Annotated in this window: 13 protein-coding genes; 6 read left to right on the top strand and 7 right to left on the bottom strand. The window is 66.7% G+C overall.

Features of this window, described 5'->3' with window-relative positions; genetic code table 11:
* Nucleotides 1-14: 14 nt before the first annotated feature.
* The 4 genes from KY501_RS31835 to KY501_RS31820 form a co-directional block, all read right to left on the bottom strand.
* Entirely contained in the window at nucleotides 15-1,457 is a 1,443-nt protein-coding gene (locus KY501_RS31835; protein ID WP_444881613.1) for a restriction endonuclease fold toxin 5 domain-containing protein, read from the bottom strand.
* 278 nt (nucleotides 1,458-1,735) lie between these two features.
* Nucleotides 1,736-2,350, bottom strand: a complete 615-nt coding sequence (locus KY501_RS31830; RefSeq protein WP_224367408.1) for a hypothetical protein — start codon at nucleotides 2,348-2,350, stop codon at nucleotides 1,736-1,738.
* A gap of 38 nt (nucleotides 2,351-2,388) precedes the next feature.
* On the bottom strand, nucleotides 2,389-3,945 hold the full coding sequence (locus KY501_RS31825) for a DUF4139 domain-containing protein (protein ID WP_224367407.1): 1,557 nt from the start codon (nucleotides 3,943-3,945) through the stop codon (nucleotides 2,389-2,391).
* Nucleotides 3,946-6,264, bottom strand: coding sequence for a DUF4139 domain-containing protein (locus tag KY501_RS31820; RefSeq protein WP_224367406.1), 2,319 nt, complete (start codon nucleotides 6,262-6,264; stop codon nucleotides 3,946-3,948).
* Nucleotides 6,265-6,355: 91 nt separating this feature from the next.
* Between KY501_RS31820 and KY501_RS31815 the strand changes: the two genes are divergently transcribed.
* From KY501_RS31815 to KY501_RS31795, 5 genes are all read left to right on the top strand, one after another.
* Entirely contained in the window at nucleotides 6,356-11,452 is a 5,097-nt protein-coding gene (locus tag KY501_RS31815; RefSeq protein ID WP_224367405.1) for a hypothetical protein, read from the top strand.
* A gap of 215 nt (nucleotides 11,453-11,667) precedes the next feature.
* Nucleotides 11,668-12,183 (top strand): DUF3592 domain-containing protein, encoded by a 516-nt coding sequence (locus tag KY501_RS31810; RefSeq protein WP_224367404.1) that lies wholly within the window; start codon nucleotides 11,668-11,670, stop codon nucleotides 12,181-12,183.
* Between the two features lie 104 nt (nucleotides 12,184-12,287).
* Nucleotides 12,288-13,142, top strand: coding sequence for a hypothetical protein (locus tag KY501_RS31805; RefSeq protein ID WP_224367403.1), 855 nt, complete (start codon nucleotides 12,288-12,290; stop codon nucleotides 13,140-13,142).
* Nucleotides 13,143-13,241: 99 nt separating this feature from the next.
* Nucleotides 13,242-16,346 carry an alpha amylase C-terminal domain-containing protein gene (locus KY501_RS31800; protein ID WP_224367402.1) on the top strand — a complete coding sequence of 1,035 codons (3,105 nt, stop codon included), beginning with the start codon at nucleotides 13,242-13,244 and terminating at the stop codon, nucleotides 16,344-16,346.
* 219 nt (nucleotides 16,347-16,565) lie between these two features.
* Complete coding sequence (locus KY501_RS31795) at nucleotides 16,566-17,189, top strand: patatin-like phospholipase family protein (protein WP_224367401.1); 624 nt, start codon at nucleotides 16,566-16,568, stop codon at nucleotides 17,187-17,189.
* A gap of 128 nt (nucleotides 17,190-17,317) precedes the next feature.
* Here KY501_RS31795 and KY501_RS31790 read toward each other — a convergent pair whose 3' ends face one another.
* The 3 genes from KY501_RS31790 to KY501_RS31780 form a co-directional block, all read right to left on the bottom strand.
* Nucleotides 17,318-20,434 carry an nSTAND1 domain-containing NTPase gene (locus KY501_RS31790; RefSeq protein ID WP_224367400.1) on the bottom strand — a complete coding sequence of 1,039 codons (3,117 nt, stop codon included), beginning with the start codon at nucleotides 20,432-20,434 and terminating at the stop codon, nucleotides 17,318-17,320.
* A gap of 298 nt (nucleotides 20,435-20,732) precedes the next feature.
* Nucleotides 20,733-22,283 (bottom strand): Ig-like domain-containing protein, encoded by a 1,551-nt coding sequence (locus tag KY501_RS31785; protein ID WP_224367399.1) that lies wholly within the window; start codon nucleotides 22,281-22,283, stop codon nucleotides 20,733-20,735.
* Nucleotides 22,284-22,436: 153 nt separating this feature from the next.
* Nucleotides 22,437-22,847, bottom strand: a complete 411-nt coding sequence (locus KY501_RS31780; protein WP_224367398.1) for a DUF4345 domain-containing protein — start codon at nucleotides 22,845-22,847, stop codon at nucleotides 22,437-22,439.
* Between the two features lie 349 nt (nucleotides 22,848-23,196).
* Between KY501_RS31780 and KY501_RS31775 the strand changes: the two genes are divergently transcribed.
* On the top strand, nucleotides 23,197-25,986 hold the full coding sequence (locus KY501_RS31775) for a discoidin domain-containing protein (protein WP_224367397.1): 2,790 nt from the start codon (nucleotides 23,197-23,199) through the stop codon (nucleotides 25,984-25,986).
* The last annotated feature ends 24 nt before the right edge of the window (nucleotides 25,987-26,010 follow it).

Raw genomic sequence — 26,010 nt, 5'->3', positions numbered from 1 at the left:
CGGGCGGCTACTCCTCACGGAGTCGGGGGAGTTGGGGGAACATGGATGACATCAATCGGGAGACGCTCGTTGCGGAACATCTTCCTGAGCGCACCCGCGAGCTTCTCCTCGGCAACGATCCACCGGACGGGCGTCCCATTGGCGACGTTGACCTGGCGCGTCGCCTGCTCCAGCAGCTTGCGGGCGCCCTTGAAGTTCGGCAGGAAGTCCAGCTTCTGGGTGATCCACTGCTCGTAGCCAGGGGCCTTGACCTCGAGCAGCACGCCCTTGTCGAACCCATCGAAGTCCACCTCCTCGTCACCCGCCTTGACGCGGTAGGCGTAACCCTTGGGCGCCCCCGTCCTCTGGGCTTGATAGTTCCGGGCGCTCTCGGACATGTGCTCGTCCACCTGGACCCATTCACCCGGGCCACCGGAGCTGGGCGGCGCAGCTTGCGCGCCGGCCGTACCACCTGAGCTGTCGCGAGCCGCCATGGCCACTGCGTTGGGGGCCAGCGCGAGGGTGACGCCCTCGGCAGTGATGGCGACCGACTCCACCTGAGCCAAAGCCGGAGCCGTGAAGCGGATGCCCAACTGCGTCTCGGCCACCACCGCCGCCTGCCCAGCTCCAGGCAACGTGGGCAGCGTCGCTGCCATCCCTGAAGCCGTATTCCCCAGGGCCACCGTGCCCAGCATGACGAAGGCGCGTGCCGCCTTCTCCCCCAGGGTGTTCCCGAACTTCTCTCCAGAGGCGGAGATGCCGTCGAAGGTGGTGGCCTTATCCACTTCCTTCATCAGCACCAGCCACCCATCAATGAGGCGCCACACCGTGTCCCAGCCCAGGTAAGCCATGGCCCCCAGCGTCATCAGCGCGGCGATGCCCTTACTCACCGGCTCGGGCAGCGCGAGCAAGATCGCATACATGGTCAGCCCGCCCACCACTGTGGCCACCACTGCCTGGGGGCTCACCATCCGGGCGAGCTCCTCCTTCATGGCCCCCAGCACCTTGCTGTGAGCAATCGCCATGGCGAGCGCGTACTTGGCATCCCCATCCAGGAAGGGCTTGTCCACCAGCAGGCGCAGGCAATCCCCGGGACCCCACGTCCGTTCACACCACTCCAGGTAGCAGCGCTTGAGTTCCTCGTCCTCGGGCAACAGGCGCAGGTTCCTGGTGTTCCCCGGCTCCGCAGCCGTAAGGCGCTGGCTCCTGCCCTCGTACCGGTACCAGCCGCTTCGCTCGGGTACTCCGAACAGGCGCCCAGCGTATTCCAGCGGACGCTCCACGGCAGGCACCGAGGGAGCATGTTGCGCGACGGCCTTCTTGAACTCCTTTTGGCTCACCTCCGTCGGCTCCACGTTGCGGCGCGGAGTGTGGACGATGGGCTCGCCCTGGCCTGTGTCCAAGCGGACGACGCCCCGCGTTGAGGCACTGCACCCTGCGAGGAGCACGAACAGCAGCAGGACTATCGAGCGCGGCAGAGGGAGCCTCCTGGCCATGGCCCCCGCGCGCCGGGAGCACCACCCGAGATTACAGGGGTACCATCACAGGTCCGTCAATCACCGGGGGCTCGCGGACACCTTCACGTTCGTCACGGCCCGCTGCTCCGGCGTGCGACATACGTGCAACACGGATGGAGGAAGCCGCTAACCATCCGTAAAGACGTACTAAGAAAATGGAGGCGGCGGGAATCGAAGCCGCCACCGTCGCCAGGATCCTGCTGGAAGCGGAGGCTCAGCGAGGCTCCAGGGCCGAGAAGTCAGGCTTCGGCCAGACCTCTCCAGTGATGATCTCGGTGTGGGTGCGGGGCTTGGGCTGCTGTCCCGTCAGCCTCCCGAGCCAGCCCGGGTTGACCATCTCCGTGGTCTGCTTCTTGGCTCGGATCGAACACCACCCGGTTCTCTCCGGGGATGTGGCCGCCCGTCACCGCCTGATCCGCAATCTTCTTGTAGGCGTCCGTGTACACGTTGAGCTGATCCGAGTGCTTCATGCTGTTCTGCAGGGCGGCGCCGTCGTAGTTGGCGTGCATCACCGTGGGGCCCTTGCCATTGCCTCCCACGATGAGGGCGCATCCGTTCATGGGCGCCGTGGCGAAGAAGCGCGTGTCTGGGGAGGCCTGCCCCAGATCCATCACCTCGCCCTTGCCGTTCTTCCAGCCCAGGAAGACTCCCGCCTGCTCGTTGGGCCCCAGCGGCTGCCGGGGATCGAGCGAGCTCTTGTTGAAGCTCAGGTCCGTCCCCACTCCCGGCTGCTGGGTGAACTTCACCTCGTTCACCTTGGTGTTGAAGCGGGTGATCTCGAACTTCTCGCCATTGCCCAGGTGGAGCTCGTTCTTGGTGTCACCGACATAACCCTGGCTCGCTGCGTTCGGCATTCGCAGAGTGAGAGGGAAGGTCGGCACTATAGATCAGCTCAAAGCCCGCTCACCTTGGAAGAACTGGAAACCGTGTAGGAGAAGGTCACCTCCTGCTGGGAGCGGGCCGGGGTGGGCAACTCGAAGCGGATGATCCCGTCCTGGCTCACCTTCGCCGGAGCCGGTTTCGCCTTGTCCTTGAGCAGCTCGATCTCCACCGCCTCCACCTCGGAGACAGGCATCCGCTCCTCGAGGGCGATCTGCTCCGGCCGGCTGCCCGTATTGGAGAGGAACAGCTTCACGAAGTGGGTCCGCACCTTGCGGCCCGTGATCCGGTTCGTGTCCAGCTTCGTCTCCACCTGGCGGGCAATGCGCAGCGCGTCCTCGCTGCCGAAGCCCAGCTTCACCCGCTCGCCCACGCCCGCGAAGCTGAGCTGCGCCCGGCCCACGTAGCCGCTCGTGCGCACCAGATCCACCGGGCCCGCCAGCAGCACCGAGCTCCCCTTGTTCTCGAAGCGCGCCACCCGGTGCACCAGCGGCGAGTGCTCCGGCGTGCCCACCAGCTCGGAGGTCGCCGGCGCCGTGAACTGGAACAGCGGCACCCGGTGAGGCGAGCCATCCGAGGGTAGGGTGACGCGGTGGAGCGCCTTCAGCGTCAGCGCCTCGCCGCCGTCGTCCAGGCCCGGCATGTCCGGGGTGGCCTGCGCGCCTCCTTCGCCCGTCGTCTGGATGGACTCCTCGCGGATCGACACTTCCACCACCTGCTTCTCCTGCTGCGTCTTGTCTCGCAGGTAGAGCCGGTCCTCCACCAGCCTCGGCGGTGTGGCCCCCAGCGTGGGCCGAGCCGTGGAGAAGGCCATCTCCACGTCCTTCCAGTCCTCCTCCGTGCGCTGCCACACCACCGCCTCGCACTCCATCGTCACCCCCTCGCCGCCGCCCTCCAGGGACCGCAGCGTGGCCCGGTATGCCGGCCGCCACACCGCGCAGGGCACCAGGTACGCCACGCTCACCGTCACCGCGCCCCCCGAGGGATGGTTCACCTCCATCTCCGCCGAGGTGATGAGCTTTGCCTCCGGCTGCTCGCCTTGGACCAGGGTGCTCCGGGCTTCGGCCAGCCGCTGCTGGGCCACGGACTCACGCTTGCGCGCCTGGCGCAGCGCCTCCTCCGTGGAGCCCACCTCGGCTCGCACCGCCGCCAGGTGCAGGCGCCAGGTATCGGGCGCGGCCATCCCCGCGCCGGTCCGCTCCGAGATGGAGCGCAGCACGTCCGCGCGCGCGGCCTGCGCCACGCTCAGCCTCGACTCCAGCCGCAGCACGTCGCCGGTGGCCACGCGCACCGCCTGCTCGAGCGACTCGACGCGGCGGCCGAGCTCCGTGCGGTGTTCGCGCAGGCCCTCCTTGGGTTGCTCCTTCCAGAGGCGGTTCACCCGCGCCCCGACGATGGCGCCTCCGGAGAGCGACACCTGGAGCGAGCGATCCACCGCGAGCGGCGACAGGCCCTCCACGCGCAGCCTCTGCGGGCCGGCGGGGAGCGTCACCTCGCCTCGGCGCTCCACGAGCGCGCGATCCTCCAGGACGGTGACCTTGGTAACAGGAAGCGTGACGGTGGTGCTCACTTACGTCCTCCGGTTTCCGCCCTGGAGCATCTTGCTCGAGGGAATCCGCACAACCCATGTCGCGTCCAGCGACTGCTTCTCTCCGGCCTGCAGCGTCACCCGCCACGCCCGCTCGCCCTCCACGGGCGTGTCTCCGGGCAGCGGCTCCGGCGTGCGCCAGGCGGGTTTGATCTCGGACTCCTCGACCTTGATGTCCTTCTCGTCCTTGGGCACCACGGGCACGCGCTCGCGGAGCTCCACTGTCGCGGGCCGTCCCAGGCGGTTGGCCACCTCCACCGAGACGCGATGCGTGAGCACCGTCGCCCCACCGAAGACACCGCCCGAGGCCTCGTCGAAGCGCGTGTTGCGCGACACCTTGATGGACTCCTCGACGCCCAGTCCCAGCCGCTGCGTGGCCCCCGGCGCCAGCGTGGGCAGGGGAGACGTCATCAGGAACTCGTCCCCGAGCGTCACGTCCACCGGGCCCGCGAGCAGCGCGTGCGGCGTGCGGTTCTCCACCTTCACCGTGCGGAAGACCTGCGGACCCATGGACGGCACGCAGAGGTATTCGGCCACGAGCCCCACGGGCGCCGAGAACACGGACACCGTGTGCCACGCGCCATCCGAGGGCACGTCCATCCGCGTCTCCACGTCGTAGCGGTAGTCGAAGTGCGGCGTGGACTGGCGCGGCGGCACCGCCCACGTGGGAGGGGGAAGGTGCCGGATCGCGTCCATGCTCTGCCGGCGCACGGCGAGCAGCGAGACGATGTCCACCCGTACCTGCACCGCGGTCAGTGCCAGCAGCTCCTCGGAGAATCCGGTGGGCCGGGGCCTCAACTTGCCTCGCTGGCCGGGCTGGTCCGCGGCAGCCAGCTCCAGCGAGTCGTAGTCCATCAGGTGGCCACCCGGCTCGATGCTGGAGGGGGCCTGCTCCATGGGCGGCGCCCCGCCGTAGCCTCCCAGGTCCCCGCCTTCGGCATCCTCCATGAGGTCCATCTCGGGCTCTTCAGCGAAGCTCGAGCTGTCCTTGGCCATCTCATCGCCGCGAGAGAGGCTCCCCCGGGAGCGGGCCATGCCTCCGCCTCCCTGGGGTTTGGGCAAGGACGAGGGACGCCGCATGGGTGCCGCCGCCGCGGGGGCTGGGGGAGGGGGAGGAGGCGCGCCGCCAGGGGCAGCCCCGAAGAAGCCACCGACCTTCTTCGCCTTCGGCATGGGCGGAGACGACGACAGGTCCGAGAGCTCGCTCATGACGCTTGCGGCAGGAGCCGCGGGCTCGGGGAGGGGCCTCGGCCTGGATGGGGAGGGGATCTGCGCACGGAGCTCGTCCGCGTAGACCTCGCCAGTGGTGCTTTGATCCCGGGTCGCTGGAGCTCCCGCGGCGGCTCCCAGGAGAGGGGGTTGTGCCGGGCGTGGAGGGCTCCCCGCGGCGTCATAGCCCACGAAGAGCTCGTCCAGTCCGGGAGGAGGCTCGCGCCAGCCCGAGCGAGCCGGGGGAGGCTGGCGCCGGCCGATGCGCAGCGCCTTGAGCTCCGGCACATCCGCGCGCCGGTGCAGCTCCGCGGTGGACAGCGACAGCTTCACGTTCTGCCAGTCCTCGCCGGTGCGCTGGACGACGGAGGCGCGCATCCGCAGGGTCCCGCCGTCGAGCGAGCGCGGCATTCGCAGCTCATAGCCGGGTACCCAGCGTGCGCCGTGCACCGCGTACTCCAGGGCGAGCCGTGCCTCTCCCTGCGCCGCGCCTGGCTCCGAGAGCGTGATGAGGGCGGCCCGGTACAGCACCGCGCGCTGGCCTCGCACCGAGGAGGAGCCCTCCTGCAGTCGACGCTGGCGCAGCTCCACCTCCGCCACCGCATCTCGCTGCCGGCGCTCCAGATCCAGCTTCCGGGAGTGGAGGGCGGCCAGCTCCTCATCGACGAAACCGCCGAGGGCAAGAATGGCCGTGGGAGACGCCTCTCGGGGCTCCTCTCCCGCTTTCGGTTTGGGGAAGGTGGGGCCGAGCTGCCGCACCGCGTCGAGCTCCTGCTCCAGCCGGCGCAACTCGGTGGTGATGCTGGCGAGCACGTCCTGGGCCTCCTCGAGGGCGCGCTGCTCCGCGGGGACATCAGGCTCGGGCGGCAGTTGGACATCGAAGGTGGGGCGGATGTCGCGGACAGCCAGTCCCGCGGGCCCCTGGAGCACGGATGCGCGCAGCGAGCCGGTGTTGATTCCCAACGGCAAGCCATTGATGCGCACCTGCGTGGGCAGCCGGCCATTCTCGGCCGAGACCGTCGCGACGCGGGTGCAGAGCGCTCCGTCGGCGTGGACCGTGACCGCGTCCAGGACGGACGGGACAATGAGCATGGAATCCCCTCCCAAAGAGGCACCCAGGCTACCGAGCCCCCGCCCAAAGCGCGAGCACGGTCTGTCGTATGCTCTCGGCTGAGAGGTGCCGGTGAGTGCCCTGATCTGCCCTGACTGTGCGCGGTTTCGCACCGATGACGTCGGGCCCGCGTGCCCTACCTGTGGTGCCGTACTCGTGCCTCCCGAGGAGGCCCATCTGGAAGGGCTCGTCCGAGCCAGACTGCGAGGCCGGATCGAGGGATGGCGGGAACAACAGCTCATCGATTCCAGTACGGCGATCCAATTGGTGGAGTCACTCGACGCGCCCGCCGAGCCCCCACCCGTGAAGTCCGAGCCTGCCCGCGAGATGTCCGTGGAGAAGCGGGCCGATGCATGGGCTGAGTCGATTCAGCGGCTCGTGGCGTGGCGGCCAGGATGGGGGAGGGAGTTCTTCCGCTCGCTGGAGGAGGCTGCGAGGGCGGAGCAGGAAGTGGCGGCCTCCGAGCCGCGACGTCCACGAGAAGGCGAAGAGGATGGCGAGCGCGACCTGGGATTGGCCATGGGCTCTGGCAGTGCGCTCTTCGGCCAGGGAGGCACGGGGGCTCTTGGTGGAGGGCTGGATACGCTCGTGTCGCTCGATGCGGACGGTGGCCCTCGGGAAAAGGAGGGGGCGCTCAAGCTTCACGAGTACGTGTGGTGGTTCCTCGGCGCGCTGCTGGTGCTCGGGGGCTCCCTAATGGGAGTGCGCGAGGCGTGGCGGGCGCTCGGAGGCGTGCCGCGTCAACTGATCGTCACGGGGGCGCTCTTCGCCTACCACGCCGGCTTCATCGGTCTGGGCGTGTTCCTGGGGCGACGCTCGCTCTCGGCTGGGCGGGTGCTCGCGGGTATTGGCCTGTCGCTGTTGCCCATCGTCTTCGTCGCGCTGGCAGCCCTCGTGGGATTGGCTCCGGGGGTGGGAGTACCCTGCGCGCTCGGGTTTTCGGCGCTGTGTCTTGCCACTCTGAGGCTCTCGGGACGCTTGCTCCATGGCACGACCTGGGTGGCGCTCGCGTGGGCGCTCATGCCCTCCCTGCTGGCCGAGCTTCCGCTCATGGGACTGGGCGATGCGCTCTGGATGCGTGTGCTCCTGTCCTTCCCGGGAGTCGCCGCGCTCGGAATGTCGCTGTGGCGGTCGAGCCGTGCCGGGGAGGGGCGGCCAGCGCTCATCAGCCTGGGGTTGGCGCTCTATGGCTCTCTGGCCCTGGCCCTCTTCTCCGTGGCCAGCGGCCCGGACAGCTTCGATGCGTTGCAGCCTGGGAGCCCTCTCTTCGCGGGGATGGCCCTGTGGGCTGCGTCGCTCGCCACGGTCGTGGCCGCCGCTGCGATGCGGGACTCCGCGCGTCAGGCCTATCCTCGTGCGGCTCCCGTGGTGGAGGTGGTGGCTCATGCGGTGATGGTCGGCAGTGCATTGGCCGGAGGCGTCTCGGCCTTCTCGAGCCGCCCAGGTTCGGACCCTTGGGTGGATGTCGCCTCCGCGTTCACGCCCGCTGCCGTGGCGCTGGCCTTCTTCCTGCTCGAACCGCGCCGCCGTGTGCTCCTGCACCTGGGAGTGTTGGCCGCGACGCTCTCGGGTTTCCTGCTCGCGCGGCTGCAGGTGCCTGAGGATGCGGCTGGGTGGTGCGTGGGCGTGGCGGTCGTGGCCGCGGGACTCCTCCTCCTCGCGCGCCGGACCATGGATGGTGGCGTGCGGCTCCGCCTGCTGCTCTGGGGCACCTTCCTCTCGGTGATGTCGATGCCCCTCGTCCATCTGGCGGCGTGGGCCTGGGGGACGGAGAGCGTCTGGCCGAGCGTGGTGACCGGGGCGCTGATCGCCGTGGCCGCGCATGGAGCGGCGGGTCATCGCTGGCGAGGCCTGCACTACCTGGGAGGAGCCGCCGTCTCCTTCGCCGTGCTCGCCGCCCTCGGCGCGTTCCCCAGGTTCTCCCTGCCCTGGACGACACTGGCCTTCTTCGTCCTGGCGGGAAGCCTCTACGGCATCGCTGCCCTCGTCCACCGCGCGTGGGTCCGCCGCCACGGAGGCTCGCTCGACCTGTCGCCGCTCGATGATCTGTCTCTCGGGGGCGCCACGCTGGGGGTGCTGCTCTTCTTCGACATCCAGGCCTCAGCCTTGCCGGTGGGGTTCTTCGGCATGCCTGCGAAGCTCCAGGCTGCCGCGATCTCTTGCGTGCCCACCCTGATCGCCTCGGGGGTACTGCTGCTGCGCGCAAGGCGGGACAGGAGCCGGGTGCTCTCGTTCCTGGCCGCCACGGGAGTGGCGCTGGCGGTGGTGCGGTTCTCCGCGCGGGTGGGGGGCACCTCCCGCCCTGACTCCGAGGCGCTGGTGCTCGCCGTGTTGGTGCTCGGCTTTGCGCTCATTGCCGCCCTGAGGGGAAGGGCGGAGCGCGACTGGCAGGGTGCGCGGAGGCTGCTCGGGATCATCCCCCTGCCGTTTCCCGAGTCGGGCCGTCCGCTCATCACCGATGGCTTCGCCGCCATGGCGCTGGTGCTGGCCCTGGTGTGCGCCGCGAAGCTCGCCTCGTGGACCTCCCGTCCACTCGATGCCGAGCGCTCCGGGCTGCTGCTCGCGAGCGGGGTGCTCGTCCTCAGCGCGCTCCTGGCCTTCTTCACGCGGGGGTTCACGGCGTTTCGCCTGCGAGGTTCGGTGGTGGCGCTGGCTGCGGGCGGTCTCCTCATCACCCTCGCCTCCATCATCAACCGCGCTGGAAGGCCGCTGCCGCCGGACATCGTCGCCTGGAGGCTTCCAATCATCGGCGTGGGGCTCTGGGGATTCGCCCTCGTGGCGAGGCGCTTCGGGCCATGGCTTGGCCGCAGGCTGGAGAACGAGTCCCATGGTCGGCTCTACCATTGGGTGCCTCATGCGGGAGTCGCGGCCCTGGCCGGCGTCCTCGTGACGGGCGCTGCCTCCGTCGGAGCCCCTTCACTATCTCGAGCCCTGGGCGTTGTGCCCCCGCTCATGTTGCTAGGCCCAGCGGTGCTCTCCCTGCTGCTCGCCGCTTCCTTTCGTGCAAGGAGCGTCGTGCACGTGGGGCTGTTGCTGGGCCTCGCTGGCGCCGCGCTCTGGGCCGCGCAGCAGGCGCTGGTGGGACCCAGCTTGACGGCGCTGGCTCCGCCGAATGCTCAATGGGTGCGGACCGATGCCATAGGGTACTTCCATGGGGGGTGGCTCGATCCCCAGGCGTGGGTACCGCCGGGAGTGTCTCCGTTCCTCGTGTGGCAGCGAGGGTTCGCGGGCATCGCCGCCGCGGGGCTCGCGTACGCAGGCGTGGCGCTCGTGCAGGTGCATCTCAGGGCGCGCTTTGTCTTCCTCCGGCGGTTGCTGTCCTGGGTCCCCGAGGAACTCCGCGAGGCCCATGCGCACAGCCTCGGTTCCTTCACGGACTCGCTGGGACAGTCGCTGCGGGACTGGGCGACTACCGCCTCGGTGCTCGTCTTCGCCGCGGCATTCTTCCTGCCAGGAATCAGCTCGGCCTTGCTCGTCCTTGCCACCGGCCCCGTGCTCTTCCTGGCGAGAGCCCGCCGACAGGCGCAGGGCATTCTGGGGGCGGGGATCCTCCTGGTCGTCCACGCCCTGGCGCACCGGGCAGAGAACTTCGAGGTATGGCCAGGTCCCGTGCTCGCGCTCCTTGCGCTGGCGACGGTGAGCGCCGGTTCGTGGATTGCCCGCAGGAGGGAAGGGGACGCAGAGCGAATCCGCATGCGCTTCCGTCTCGCCTCGAGCCTCTATGCGCTGGCCGGCACGGTGTACGCCCTGGCGGTTGACGGCATCGTGGCTCCGCACATCGCCGTCCCCCAGCTCTTCCGGGCCGCGCTGGAGGGCCTGCTGTCCGGGCGCTGGATGTTGTGGGCGGCTGTCCCGATGACGGTGGCGCTCGTGGCGGCCATTCGGCTCGCGGGGGCCTTCCCATGGAGAGGGGTGCTCGCCTCTTTGGAGGCGGCATGGGGGTCGATCCTCGCGGGCCTGGCTCTGGCCTGTGGACTCGCCGCGGTGTGGGGGCCGCGTCTGGCGGAGAGCGAGGATTCTCACCTGGGCTTGCTGTCCTCCGTCTCGTACCCGGCATTCTTCTCCTCCTATGGAGCGGCGCTGGCGCTGGGCGTCGCGGTCTGGGCGGCCCTCGCGCACGCCGGAGGCCAGTGGCTCCGCGAGCGCCGGAGAGACCTGCAGTCAGGGCTCGGGGTAGGGCGAGACGTGTGGCTCATCGGCTGCGGCGCGCTGCTCGCCACCGTGGCGGCGCTCGTCCAGGACCCGGGGGCGGAGCTGCTCCCGCAGGCCCTGGCGGCGCTCGGGCTCTCGGTCATCGTGGCGCTGCACTGTGCCTGGAGCGAGCACACGGGGCGGCACGTGTACTTCGTGCAGGTCGCGGTCGTGGGCGTCTACGGCATGGTGCGCGCCCTGTACGCCACCAGCCTTCGTCCCGAGCACGATGCGCTCTTCGCGTTGGGGCTGGGCTTCGTGCTGGTGGGCATTACTGTCCTCGCGCGCCGGGCGGGGATTCCTCCCGTGGCGGATGCGACGCGCCGGTTCGCCGCCCTGCTGCCCCTCTTCATGGCATGGGTGCTGCCCTCAGGCGCCACCGGCGAGACTGCGCTGCTCGCGGGGGGCTCGGGCCTGCTGTACGCCGCCATCGGCGCGGTGGAGCAGAGCCGTTGGTTCGGCTCGCTGGCCGCCGCCGCCTGCAACCTGGCCTTGCTCATTGCCGCGCTCGCCTTCGGGCTCGACGGCCTGGAGATCTACCTGGCGCCTCTCGGGCTGCTGATGTTGATGCTCGGGCAGCTGTTCGCCTCCAGCCTCCCTCAGGCCGCGCGCAACGCGATCCGCTTCCTGGGGGGCTTCCTGCTCTACGTGCCCGCGGCCGCGAAGCTCTCGCTGGAGGTGGGCCTGGCGGCGGATGGCGCCTATGCCCTCGTATTCGGTGCGGTGTGCCTCGTCGGCGTGGCGGTGGGCATGGTGCTCCACATCCGCGCCTACCTGGCCCTGGGCTCGCTCTTCCTCACGCTGGATGTGGTGGCAAACCTCGTGCATGCAGGACTGAGAGACCATCGCATCGGATTCATGGTGATGACGTTCACGGGGCTCACCATCGTCACGGGCCGTGTCCTGGCAACCTTGAAGCGCCAGCAGGTCGAACACTGGATGCGGCGCGTGCGCGTGGAGCTGCGCGGTTGGGATTGAAGTAGAGGGCCGGGAGCGGGGCACAATGCCCCAGAGTCTCCTTGGGGGGGCGGAATGCCCCGCTCCCGGGCTGTTTTCGTGCGCATCGTCGCGAGGACACGCTGTCCTGGCCCGTCCCGTGCACCTGCGGCTCTCCGAGGCTTCTCTGCCCCCAGCCTCGGTCCTCAGTCGCTTGCTTGCGGAGCCATCGGGGCAGGGCTCTCCGAGGTCGCACCGTGGTGAAGAGCTTGTTGTTGGGGCTGGGAATGCTGGTGTTCGGCGCGGCGCTCGCGTTCGGCGGGGGCAGGACGCTGTACCGGGCCCACGCCAGCCAGCGCTGGCCCATCGCCGAGGCCAAGGTGGTTCGCTCCACCGTCGAGCGGCAGCGCAGCCGGCGCTCGGTCAGCTTTCTGCCGCACGTCAGCTACGAGTACTCGGTGGGCGGCAAGCCCTACACCGCCGAGACGCTTGCCTTCGGGGCGGGCGTCTCCGCCGGGGCGATGGATGACGCCAATGCGTACGTGAGCCACTACCCGGTGGGCTCCAAGGTGCAGATCCACTACGCGCCGGATGATGCCGCGATGGCCTGTCTCGACTGCGGCAGGGTGAGCGCGGCGGACTATCTGATCGCGGTGGGAGGCTCGGCGCTGCTGGTGCTGGCCGTCCTGGGGCTCATCGAGACGTTCCGCTCCGGGCGCAAGGCTCGCAACCGCGGGATGGGCCGGCCCGCAATGGGCAAGGCCCGGGTGTAGCTGCGGCAAGGGAGCGCTTTCACGGCGCTCCCGCGTCGGCCCGCTCCGAAGCGCGTCAGCGGATGCGGTATCCTCCGGGACGGCTCCCCCGGAGAACGACGAGCGTGTCCCCCCCTGTCCCCGCCCCACGCGCTGTTGCGCCCTGCGCCCGCTTGCTGGCGTGGCTGGGAGTGAGGGCGCTCCCGCTCCTGCTGGCCGCGTGCGCCACCACCACCGCCGCCAACCTGGGGCCCGAGTGCGCGCAGGGGAGAGGTGATTCCTGCAGCCAGTGGGGCCAGCAACTCCTCCAGGAGGGCGAGAGGCAGCAGGCCGAGAACGCCTTCGGCCGCTCGTGCGAGCTTGGCGTCACCGGGGATTGCACCCTCCAGGGTCAGCTCATGCTCGACAGGGGAGAGGTGGCCAGCGCCGAGGCCCCGCTGCGAAAGGGCTACGACGCCGAGGACAAGCAGGCCACGCTGGCCCTGATGGGCCTCTACCAGTCCCGCGGCGAGCCCGGGGACGAGGAGCGGGTGCGGCAGCTCAGCTGGGACATCCCCGCCATCGACAAGCCGGATCGCGAGGTGATGTTCTGGTGGCGCCCCTCGATCACCGGGCGGAGCTCCTACGCCCTCGCGTACACGTTCCAGCCCATGCTCTTCTGGTCCCGCCGGATGGCCCTGGGCTTCCACTTCGCGGGTGACTCCCGCGGAGCCATCGAGTTCAACGGCTCGGTCGGCTACCAGCACTACCTCACGCCCGAGATCGTCCCGTACGGCACCCTGCTGATCGGCGCCGCCTTCCAGGAGCGCTCCGCCAACGTGGGGGTGGAGACGGGCGTGAAGCTGTGCCTGGGTCCCGTGGCCCACCTCAACCTCGGAGGCGGCATCTCCGTGGGCAGTCCGTTCCATGCCTCGATCGGGCTGGGCATCAATTCACTTCCCGTGGACCTGCTCCTCTACATCGCGGCACACCTACACTGAAATTTCGAACACTCTGTCCCTTGGGACGCAACTTTGGGCAGGTATGGTGCGAAGATACGGGCACCGTACATTATCCCACATGATTTTGTGGAGGCGAACATGAGCGACACCAAGATCAACCGCCAGAACCGGAACCCGGCCGCGACCCCTGCGGCGACGAAGGGCACCGCCTCCGCGAATGCCGCGGATCCGCGCAAGGACAGCGCACCGGCCTCGGGGAAGAAGGCGACGGGCGCGGCGCCGCGCCAGGACGGCTTCGAGTCCACCGCGCGGGTGAGCAAGCGGGGAGCGGACGGCTTCGAGGCGAAGGGAGCGGCCGCGAAGCAGAGCGTGGCGGGTACCCAGGCGGCGTTGGCGGTGGGCACTTCGGGGGCCACGGTGGGCCAGCCGCAGAAGCGCACCGTCACGTTTGTCTACGACGCCGGGCCGCACAAAGAGCTCACGGACGTGAAGCTGAAGGGCAGCTGGGATGCCTCCGGTAACTACAGCACCCAATGGAACGGCGAAGGCGTCTCCATGCGCTCGCTGGGCAACGGGAAGTGGGAGGCCACGGTGGAGTTGCAGGATGACGGCCTGCCCCGCAACTGGGAGTGGGGCGTCACGGTGGACGGCCCCAGCGGCAACGATCAGTGGGGAGTGATGGGCGAGGGCAACCTCAAGTTGGACTTGAGCAAGCCCACGGCCTCGTACTCGCCGACGACGTACCACGAGATGGGCGCGCAGAAGCGTGGCGACGACATCAACTTCAAGCTGTGGGCGCCGGACGCGCGGCAGGTGACGGTGAAGGTGACGGATCAGCAGGGCCAGGTGCAGCGCATTCCCCTGGAGCGAGCGGAGAACGGGGACTGGGCCTCCTCGGTGAAGGGGGGCTGGAAGCAACTGGAGGGCAAGTCCTACGTCTACGAGGTGGTGGACTCGACGGGCGCCACGAGCGACCGGCCGGATCCGTACGCCCGGGAGATGATGGGCGAGCAGCGCGGCATCGACCGGCTCTACCTGGATCCGGTGAAGGGCCGGGAGGAGAACCGCTACTTCCCCGGCGTGCAGGAGCTGATGCGCTTCAACGTGGACGACGAGGAGACGGCGGACAGCGCCTACCTGGTCTTCAAGGACGAGAGCGGCAAGCCGCTGAGCAAGGACGCACTGCTGCAGCGGATTGGCGAGATGGACTCGACGCTGATCGACAAGCTGCACGGCGGCAAGTTCAACGACTTGTGGTCGAAGAACATCGAGCCGGACGGCCGCATCAAGATGACGAACGAGGGCGGGGCGTGGACCTCGCTGGTGAACAACCCCGAGAAGCTGGTGGGGCTGCGCTACGAGTTCCAGGTCTACGAGAAGGACGCCCAGGGGAAGCTGCGGCTGCGGGACGACGCGAACGCGGACGGGACGTACAGCGCGGCGGAGCGGCAGGCGTCGGGCTTCAATGATCCGTGGAGCGATCTGATCACGAAGGAGAGCGGGGTGTCCTTCCGGGGATCGATCATCACGGATCCCGCGAGCTTCCCGTGGAAGAACGACAGCGCGCCGCGAGAGACGGACCACGACAAGTGGGTGGTGTACCAGCTGCACGCGGGCAGCTTCCTGGGCGAGGCGGGGAACTCGGATCGGTCGACGATCGAGGACCTGCTGAAGAAGCTGGACTACTTCAAGGAGCTGGGGGTGAACACGCTGGAGCTGCTGCCCACCAACGAGGTGGAGGGCAGCCGCAACTGGGGCTACCTGGGAGTGAACAGCCTGGCCACGGAGAGCTCGCTGGGCTTCGAGGACGAGAACGGCAAGTGGGTGAGCGGCACCGAGGCGCTCAAGCGGCTCATCGACGAGGCCCACGGCAAGGGGCTGAACGTCATCTCGGACGTCGTCTACAACCACGTGTTCGGGGACTACAACGGGCTGTGGAACATGGGCGGCCCGAGCAACCCGTACTTCAACTGGTCCAACGAGCCGGGGAAGTTCGAGCAGCGGGACACGCCGTGGGGCTCGGTGCCTGCGTACCAGAACCCGAAGGTGAAGCAGTTGTTCGTGGACCACGCGGTGCAGCAGATCTCCGAGCTGAAGTTCGACGGCCTGCGCTTCGACTTCACCGAGCCCATCAAGGGCGTGGGAGGCAAGGACGGCTGGGACATGCTGCGGGAGATCAACCGCCAGGTGCACTTCCTGAACCCGAAGGCGTGGACGGTGGCGGAGCAGTTTGACTACGACCCGTCGCTGACGAAGCCGGCGAAGGCGGATGGCACGGGCGGTGGCTTCGACGCGCAGTGGTACACGGAGTACCAGCACCGGCTGATCAACGACAACAGCAAGCCGGGCCTGATCCAGGCGGCGTCGCGTGGGCAGCGTACGGACGTGGACGCGTTCATGAACCTGCTGACGAACCCGCGTGGGCTCGACGGGTGGAAGAGCGCGCTGACGATCATCTCCAACCATGACGAGGTGGGGAACGGGCAGCGGACGATGAACACGGCCGAGGGCAACCAGCCCACGGACTTTCCGACGCAGTGGTCGCGGGACGCGGCTCGGTTCGCGGCGGGCATCGGGTTCGCGTCGCCGGGCATTCCGATCTTCTTCCAGGGCGATGAGTTCGGGGCGCAGAACGACTTCCGCTGGGGCAACCCGTCCACGTGGGACAACGACTGGAGTTGGGAGTCGTTGGGCAAGGACTGGGATTGGAAGCAGGTGACGTTCAACGACACGCAGAAGGCCACGTACGAGCGGCTGTTCAACCTGGCGCCACAGGCGCGGGAGCAGGACGGGGCGTACAAGGGGCTGTCTGCGCAGGACAAGCAGGTGTTCAACACGCTGGCGAAGCTGGAGCCGTCGCAGCGCCAGGAGGCGATGCTGGACATCACCCAGCGGCAGCAGTTCCAGTTCTACAAGGACTCGATCGCGCTGAGGAACTCGAGCCCGGCGTTCAGCGCCACGGCGGAGGTGAACCGCGTCTACACGCACAACGACGACTCGGTGCTGGCGTTCACGCGCAAGTCTGGCAACGAGGAGTACCTGGTTGTCGGCAGCCTGAACCACCAGAACCTGGACGGCTACAAGATGCCGCTGCCTCCGGGGAACTGGCAGGAAGTGCTGAACAGCGATGCTGGAGCGTACGGCGGCGGGAACTTCGGCAACTTCGGAGCCACGCTGAACGGGGGAGGGACGACGCCGGTGAACATCCCCTCCGCGGGCTACGTGGTGTTCAAGAAGGTGTAGCGCGGGCAGGAGCTGAGTGGGGCCGCGTTTGGCCCCTGGGCCTCTCGGTTCGGTGGAGTGTGCCAGCTACCTGGCCCACCGAGCGCTGGCCTCGCGCCTTCTCCTCTCCGGCGGTGACACCCAGCCCTTCTCGTCCCTTCGGGAGGGGCTGACGGGCGCCCGTGCCTTGCCGGAACAGAGGCGACGGATGACGATTGTTGGAGGCGGGAAGGGCTCGCGATGGATCGATTTCGTATCCTGAGTCTCGATGGTGGTGGCATCCGGGGGGCATTCACTGCCGCGGTGTTGGCGAGACTCGAAAAGGAGACGGGCCTCGCTTTTGTCGACCACTTCGATCTCATCACCGGTACGTCGACGGGCGGCATCATCGCCCTGGGGCTGGCGCTGGGTCTCCCCGCCCAGCTCATCTGTGACTTCTACCGGGACAAGGGGCCCGCCATCTTCCCAAGCATGGGGCTCGTGCCACGGCTTGGACGAATGTTCCGGCACCTGTTCACGGCGAAGCGTTCGCACCAGACGCTCAAGGCCGCGCTGGAATCGGTTTTCCAAGACAGGCGTCTGGGCGAGGTGCGCTGCCGCGTGGTCATCCCCACCTACGATGCCGTGGGGGGCCACATCTACCTGCTCAAGACGGCGCACCACCAGCGGTTCACCGGCGAGTACCAGGCCCGCGTGGTGGACTGTGCCCTGGCCACCTCGGCAGCCCCCACTTACTTCAGGTGCATCGCATTGACCAGGTGGTCAGCCGCGGACGCTTCTCCCTCGATGATGCGCGGGCTGTTGGCGACCTCATCGCGCTGGGCGATGGGGAGGCGAGGCGGGTGGTGCATCTGTCCAAGGTGAGGCGGTGCTTTCTCAACGGTTTCAGGGCCGAGCCGTTTGTTCCGGCCCATCGGCTCACGATGATGGGAGAACGTGATGGCTTCGGGTCACCGGAGTTGGGGGGGCATTGAGTCTCCGGGACCGGGCTCCTACCCACCTGTTCTCCTGCCCGAGCGAAGAGCAGGACCTTCAGGGCGTTGTGGCGCCATCTGCGGGGAAGGGTCCAAGGTGGTGGGGACCGCTTCCTCGGCGCAGGTGATGTCCTCATGAAGGAACGTGCGGCGTTCCTCGCAGGTGAGTGAGCGGCCCACGTCATGCTTCGCGAAGGTTTCCGGGTCCCAGCGCCAGCTTGGCCACAGGCGCGCGGTGCCATCTTTGGAGGCGGTGAGGACGCGTTCGCCGTTGGGGCTGAAGGTCGCGGAAGTCAGCGCGCCTGAGTGTCCCTGGAGCGTGAGAAGAGGCTTGCCGGAGGAGGCATCCCACAGGCGCGCGGTGCCATCTTTGGAGGCGGTGAGGACGCGTTCGCTGTTGGGGCTGAAGGTTGCGGAAGTCAGCCCCTTGGAGTGTCCCTGGAGCGTGAGAAGAGGCTTGCCGGAGGAAGCATCCCACAGGCGCGCGGTGCCGTCGTCGGAGGCGGTGAGGACGCGTTCGCCGTTGGGGCTGAAGGTCGCGGAAGCCAGCCCGAATAAGTGTGCCTGGAGCGTGAAAAGAGGCTTGCCGGAGGAGGCATCCCACAGGCGCGCGGTGCCATCCCAAGAGGCGGTGAGGACGCGTTCGCCGTTGGGGCTGAAGGTCGCGGAATTCAGCCGATTGGAGTATCCCTGGAGCGTGAGAAGAGGCTTGCCGGAGGAGGCATCCCACAGACGCGCGGTGCCATCTTTGGAGGCGGTGAGGACGCGTTCGCCGTTGGGGCTGAAGGTCGCGGAAGTCACCCAATTGGAGTGTCCCTGGAGCGTGAGAAGAGGCTTGCCGGAGGAGGCATCCCACAGGCGCGCGGTGCCATCTTTGGAGGCGGTGAGGACGCGTTCGCCGTTGGGGCTGAACACGGCCTCTAGAATAGGCCCTTGATGGCCTCGCAAAACGAGCAGGCAGGGTTCCTCGCTCCAAGCATCGAGTTGCTCGCTGAGGTTGTCGACTGGAGCGTGGTGCTGGGCCTCCTGCAGCAGAAGGAGCGATCGTTGCGGGTCCTCCCTCATGTTCTGACGCGCGCTCAGGACAAGCTCGCGTGAGAAGGCTACGCGCTCTTTCTCCTTTGCTCGCTGAAACTGGAGGTAGAGGAGGAACGACACCGCGAAGAGAATCGCGATCACGGCTCCGAGCACGTTCGCGCGATTCTTCAGGCGACGGGCCGAGCGCTGGGTTTGTGCTGCTCCTTCGGCTTCGATTTTTCGCCGGGCTTCCGTCTCCTCGGCCAGCTGACGTGCGGCCTCGAGTTCGCGCTTCGTTTGCTCCTCTTCCCTACGCTTGAGCTGGTCACGCAGGAGGATGCTTGCCTCGACGAACTCGCGCTCGCGCTGGTTGAGGAGCTTGGGTTTGTGCTGGAAGAGCTCTTCTGCATCGAGGAGGTGGGCTCCAGCGTAGAGGTAGCCGGCCTCACGTCCCTTCTCGTTCCACTCATTGGACGCCTCTGCCAGGCGGCGCTGGACACGAAGGTCCGGTCGGTCCTCGTCCAGCCATTGGCGCAGGGTGGGCCAGGTGCGGATGAGGACCTCGTGGGCGACCTCGACGCTGTCCTGGTTCGTAACGACGAGCCGCGCTGCAGCTCCTGAGAGCACCCGCAGCACGTGATCGGTTCTCGCCTCGGGAATGCCAGGGAAGACGAGCTCTGCGCGGGGGATGCGGCGCCGGGTGTCCTCGCGGCCTTCCCCCAGGGACGTGAGGCGGACCAGGACCAGTCGTGCCACCTCGCGCTCTTCCGCAGAGAGTGTCTCGTAGCAGGCCTGGGCACGACGCTGGAGGGCCTGGGAGATACCGCCGCTGGCCTCATACGCAGTCAAGGTCAGCCATGCCCCATTGCGCGCCTGCCAGAGCTGCTCGAGGACATCCTCCAGCAGGGGCAGTGCCCCGGGTTCACGGGAGAAGTCCTTGAGGATGGCGGTGAGCAGGCCCTTCTCCAAGTAGGCACCGACCTTCCGAGTCGGGAGGAGGATGGCATCGCGCAGTGCCTCGTCGCCCATGCTGCCCAGCAGCACTGTACGGTCCTGGAGAAGCTCGCGGAGGAGTGCAAGGCTCAGGCAGCGGTCGAAGAAGTCGGCTCGCAGGGTGACGAGGATGCGCAGAGGAACGCTGTCATCGCGTAGTGCCTGGTGCAGGTGGGTGATGAAGGGCTCGATCTCCCCCGTGCCGCTGTCCTCGTGGGCGTGGGTGAAGAGTTCCTCGAGTTGATCGACCACCAGGACGCACGGGCCGGGCCGCTTGGCCGTGAGGGTGGCCAGGGTTGTGCAGAGGCCGTCCGGGCGCTCCAGGAAGCGCCGGTGCAGGGAGTCGGAGAGGGAGATCCGTTTTTCTGCGGAGTCCTCCCCTGTGGCCAGGGCATCCGAGAGAGCACGGAGAGGGTGGCGGCCCGGGCGCAGCGTCCAGGTGTGTACCTTGGGGCCCAGGATGCCGCCTGGCTGCTTCAAGCGGGGAAGGACGCCACCCAGTACCAGAGAGGACTTGCCGCAACCGGAAGGCCCCACGATGGCGACGAACTTCTCGTGACGGAGCTTCTCCAGCGTGCACTCGATATCAAGCCCGCGTCCGAAGAAGTATTCGCTGTGGGCTTCGTCGAAGGCGAGCAGGCCACGGTAGGGGGCGGGCTCTTCTGGCAGCTCGAAATCATCCCTGGTCGAGGGCCGTCCTTGGATTCCTGCCACCAGGCGGGCGAAGTCCGCTTCGCTGTCGAGCCCCTTGCGGAAGTCGACCCAGGTGCGCAGGCCCAGGAAACCGTCTAATTGCTCTGGGGTGGAACCGGGGAGAAGGACGGGGATGACGCGGAAATCGTTGCGACGCCTGGCTGCTTTGACGAGGGCAACCTGCAGTTCTTCGTTGTGCCAGGGGCCTGGTCCCGAGGGGCCAATGAAGATGGCTGCGGTCTCGCTCGCTTCGAGCGCTTGCACCAGAGCGGGCTGCCACGGTGCGCCTGGGACGAGATGCCACTTGTCCAGGAAGGGGTTGAGGTGAGCCTCGTCTCGCAACCGCCGGGCAAGCTGCTCGACAGCGGGTTTGTCGGCGCTGCTGTGCGAGAGGAAGACATGGTACGTGAGGTCCCCCATCTGCCGGCTCATAGGGTTTATCGTGCTACTGAACAGTGTTCGGCGCACGAAGCACGGACTCAGGCGCTCGCATAGAGGAGCGTTGCCCCATGGCTCGGGGGGTGGAAAGGATGCTCGGGGTACGCACTGTCAGCGAAGCGCCGTCAGCTCCGAGAGGTTCAGGGCTTTCTCGTCATGGAACTGGACGGAGGTACTGAACGGGGGAGGGACGCCGCCGGTGAACATCCCCTCCGCGGGCTACGTGGTGTTCAAGAAGGTGTAGCGCGGGCAGGAGCGGCGGCGGGTTCGAAAGCCGCCACTTCCTACGGGCCTACTGAACCGGCGGAAAAATCAGGTATTGATCCAAAGGCTCAACCGTCACACCGTAGCGAGTGTCGTCGATGAGTCCCCCGATTGCACCGACTCCCAACCCGGCATAATCCGAGCCCAAGCCTGAACATCCCGAACGCGAGCCCAAGTGCTCATGCGTCGTGGTGGAGACGGACACGGTTGCGCACCCGCCAGCCATGGCGGTGACATCCACAATCAATGAGGTTGTCCCGGGCGGGATGCCGGAAATACAGGTGGGTCCAGGGGCAGTGGGAGGCTGAGTGGGATCAATGGTCTGCCCCCATTGGTCCTTCCATTCGATGCCAATCCCCCGCCTCTTCCCATCGCCATCGGCATTGCAGGCTGAGCCGATGGTAGCCCCTGCAAAGCGATTGCCCCATGATACCGTACCGTCGTTGAAGCCTCGGTGATTCAGCGCAACGACGAAGTGATGCGTGGGTTCGCCCGTGAAGAGATTGGCGGTACTCGTCGCATCGTTCAGGCTTATTCGAAAGCTCAGGTGTTGTCCGATCGCACCGTAATCGCTCAGCGACAGGGTCTGATTCACTGCGTAGACTACCGAGCGATCATCGCCGCGCGGCACATCCATCGAGGGAGAGGATAGCCACGCATTCGTTATGGTCCCTTTTGTCGGATGCACATAATCACCCCTCGAAAACGTCACTGTCGGCAGCAACTCGTAACCGGATGGAGGCGCGACCGTTATCGTGATGGGGGTGGAGAATCGGGTGGCGTTGGAACTATCCGTGGCCTTGGCGGTGATGGTGTGTCGACCCGGTGGCAGATGGGTCAATGTATAGTGATAGGGTGGAGAGGTAATCGGCTGCCCCAAGGGTGTGTGCGCGAGCTCGTCGTAGTAGAATTGCACGGACTGCACGCCGACATCGTCACTGGCAACCGCCTCCACAGTGACCGTCGCTGGCAATGAAAACGCCTGGCCGTTTGTCGGAGAGGTAATCGATACGGTCGGGAGCGCGTTGTTGGAGACAATCTTGACGTCGTCCAATAGCAGCGTCGCGCCCACCCCGCCGATGAAGATAAATGCATGATTACCTGCGGTGTCTACCCGGAAGGATGGGGTGTTGATCGTCTGATAGGAATAGACGAAGTAAGGCAACATCGTGGTCATGAGTTGGGTTGTGCCGTCCATCACCCTGACACTGGCAGGCCATCCCAAGAGACCATCATAGTCCGGGCCGCTCGCTGCCTTCATCGAAATGTAGTAACTTCCCACCGGCAGATACACCGTCTGCATGGCCGAATAGCCTTGGTGTAAGAACGCCACCTGCGTTCCTTCCGGCGCTACGGGGTTGTATTGCGTGACGTGTGAGTAGTTGCTCGAGATGCCCATGAAATACATGTACGGCCAACCTGTCCATCCTGAGCCGGCGAGTCCAGGTTGAAAGTTTCCCGCACCAATGGCCGGTGCCTCGAATCCACCATTGACAAATGTGTTGGTTTGCGCTGAGGCGAGCCCCGCGCAGGTGAGTAACATCGCGGTAAGGGTTCTGCGCAGGGTTCGACGTGTCACGGGTATCCATCTCCGAATTTCGGGTTTCGCTATCAGCATTGGGCGAATTGACGTGGAGTCAAGTAGCGAGATCGCCCGGGCCACTGAAACGCCTTGAGTCCTTGTCAGTTCGAGGCCTTCCCCATGCGCACGGGGTGCATCGGAGCAATCCCTTCACGCGGCTCGCGATGGTTGGCGCTGGCTGGCCATCTGGGCCAGCGTGATCACCACGGGGAGCAGCAGCTCAGGAATGAGGAATCCAAGCCAGGTTGCCGCCGGCTGGGGCAACCCCACTTGGCTGATGGACACGAGCCGCCCGATACCGGCAGCCAACACGCCGAAGGCCAGCAGGTAGACCAGCGTGCCTTGCTGACGAATGGTCATGGCTGCCCAGAAGCAGATGAGGCCGGTGGAGAAGTACACGCCGGCCATGAAGCGGTGGATGTTGTCGAGCCGTGGTGTCGTATCGGGCTGGCCCAGGTACATCTGCAAAGTACCGCCGAACATGGCGATCGCCGCGACGAGGAACAGGCAGACCTGCACGGTGCGTTGGCTGGCGCGTAAAGGTGGGGGCGTGGAGCGCATGGCGGAATCTCCTGTCACGTCGATAGGCGGCGAGACGCTGGACAATTGATGTCATAGCGTGCCGCATGCACATCTGGACAGCAAATTGGGCGAGAAATAACGAGATACTGGGCTGCCTTGCCTGAATGCCTTGCCTCACCACCCTCTGAGCAAGCCGCTAGACGACCCTATGAAGGGCGGTGAGGGATGACCTTGCTACGTTGCTCGGGCCGCCCGCGGGCGCGCCCGTGGGCGGCCCATCGTGGCGTACCTCCGCGGCGCTGTCGAGGCGCCCGGTATGCGGAGTGCAGAGAGGGTGCAGCACACGCGCACTGCGAAGCGAAGCGCATACCCCCAGGAGCACTCTCTCATGCGGATGGATCCGAAGTGCCTGCACCCGGCCTGGATCTCGACCATGCTGGTCTGCGTGACGTTGACGCTGACGACCCAGGCCCGAGCCGAGGGGGTCGCTCCCGTGGAAGATGTGACCGGCATCCTGCGAAACCCCGCCATGGGCTGGGTGCTGTATCTGGAAGACTCCTCGCCAGGCTGGCCTGATCCCACCCTCTACTGGAACCAGCAGGATCCGAACCGCGACAAGGCGAGCATCCTCTACATCCGCGTCCCTTGGTCCCGCATGGAGCCGACCGAAGGAAACTATGTCTGGAACTCCAATGAGAACTACAAGCGCTTCATCCAGATGACGCGGGATCGCGGTTTGAAGCTGGCCTTCCGCATCATCGTGGACAGCCAGGACTCCCAATCACAGGCGACGCCGCAGTTCGTCTTTGACGCGGGCGCGACGGGCTATCCCAGCGAGAGCAACGCAGCATTCAAGACGCCCTATGTGACGGACCCCATCTTCCAGACGAAGTTCTCGAACTTCGTCAAGGCGTTCGCGCTGCAATACGACAACCCCACGATGGTCGACTACATTGATGCCGAGGGGCTCGGCTGGTGGGGGGAGATGCACCACCTTGACTATCTGACCTCATCACAGAAGCAGGAAGTCTTCGAATGGGTGACCAACCTCTACGCTTCGCGCTTCAAGAAAGTGATCCTCGGCGGCCAGTACGGCCCGGGCTCCTTCAGCTACGAGGTGCAGGACCGGGCGTTGAATGAAAAGGGCTATGTGATTCGCAGGGACAGCTATGGGAGCCCGCTCTATCTGCCGCTGGCAGACAAGATCAAGATCAACTCCCGCTTCCCGAGCGTCCCCGTCTTCGCCGAGAACTGTTACCAGGGCCTGGGAGACTGGGCAGCCTCCTGCGATGGAATGACGAGCCCGTGGTCGTCCCTGATGCAGCGGGTCATCCACGATGCCCTGGAGACGCACGCCAACACACTGGATCTGCGCACCCCATGGGATGCCTCGTACTGGGTGAACCAGTTCCCGCAGTTGGTCCAGGACTTCATTGTCCAGGGAGGGTATCGCTTCGTCCTGACCCAGGCCTCGTTTCCGGGGAACATCGTCTCCGGCAATGACTACACGGTGAGCCATACGTGGAAGAACACCGGGGTGGGCAAGCTGCCCAACGACCTGCCCAACTGGAGCTACAAGTACAAGGTGGCTTTCGCGCTCCTGGACAAGACCACCGGGCAACCTGTCTACACCTTCGTGGATCCAGCAGAGCCCGCCGACTGGATCAAAGGACAGCTCTATCCCTACTCCACGACCCTGAGTTTCGTGGGCGCCCCGGCGGGGACGTACGACTTCGCCGTGGCCATCGTGAATCGGGACAATGCCGCCCGTCCGGAGATCAAACTGGCCATCACGAACCCCACCTCTCCAGACGGCTGGTACAAGTTGGGGACGACCGTCGTCTCCGGCACCAGCGCCGGCGCTGCCGTGCAGACTGGAGCAGCGGCTTTCACCACCGAGGCCACGGGCAATGGAGTCATCCAGGTCATCGCGGATGGCAACGACACGAGCATCTGGGCCAGTACTGCGCAGGTCAGCCTTCCGCAGGTCGTGGAGCTCCACTGGGGTGGCAGGACGGTCTCCACGAACGGCATCTCCCTGTCGACGTCCTATGGCCAGGGCCAGGGCATCACCCAGGTGGACGTGGAGTATTTCGATGGACGGCGGTGGAAGCCCATCCTCAAGGATCGGTCTATCTCCTGGGCGACCAATAGCAGCACCATCGAGACACAAGACCTCCCTTTGGGTGTGTATGTCTCCACGACGAGCCTGCGGCTCAAGATTCACGGCGCGAACCGCACATGGGGGAACTACGCGCTCTCCGAGTTCAAGGTATGGGGGCGGCTCTCGGCCAGCGTGGCGACCGTTCGGAACATCGCCCCGAATGCCGTGGCCTCCACCAGCTCGGGCACCTTTCCTGAGTTCGGCAGCGTGCAGGCCCTGGTTGACGACGTGGATGGGACGACCTGGGCGTCCCAGGATGGAGTGACCTTTCCCCAGTTCATCACTCTCGACTTGGGTCAGCAGACATTCCGGACCCAGAAGCTGACGCTGGCGACCCACTATGGGATGGGCCAGGGCATCACCCTGCTCGACGTGGAATACTGGAACAGCGGCAGGTGGAACACCGCCGCCTCCAGCGTGGCCCTCACCTGGAACAGCAACACGGCCACCGTGGAGCAGCGGGACATCCCCCTGCCAGACATCGCGGGCAGCAAGCTGAGAATCAAGGTCCGTCAGGCGAACCTGGCGTGGGGTCACTTCTCCGCGAATGACATCCGGGTCTGGGGCTTCGGCTCCTCGAGCGGCCAGAGTCAGGTTGCGAAGCAGGCCATCGCCAGCACGACGTTCCCCTCGGACTACCCCATCTACTACGTCAATGACGAGGCCAGCTGGACTCCATGGGCCAGCACGGCCTCCGCGAGCTTCCCCGGTTACCTCGTTCTGGACTTCGGCTCCAGGCAGGTGACGACAGGGAAGATCACCCTCATGACCCATTATGGCCAGGGACAGGGTCCCACCCACGTGGACGTGGAGTACTACGTGAACGGCTCTGGGTGGACGAACGCCTGCAGTGCATCGCTGACCTGGAACTCGAACACCGCGGCACTGGAGTCTCGAGATATCGAGTTCAACGGGATCACCACGTCGCAGCTGAGACTCAAGGTCAACGACTCCAATCGACAGTGGGGAAACACCACCATCGACGAGTGGAAGGTTTCCGGCTGGGTTCAATAGAGCATGGGAAGGCCAGGAGCCCTG

The sequence above is a fragment of the Hyalangium versicolor genome, assembly GCF_020103695.1.
GTDB lineage: Bacteria > Myxococcota > Myxococcia > Myxococcales > Myxococcaceae > Hyalangium > Hyalangium versicolor.
This window is presented reverse-complemented; position numbering and strand designations above follow the sequence as displayed.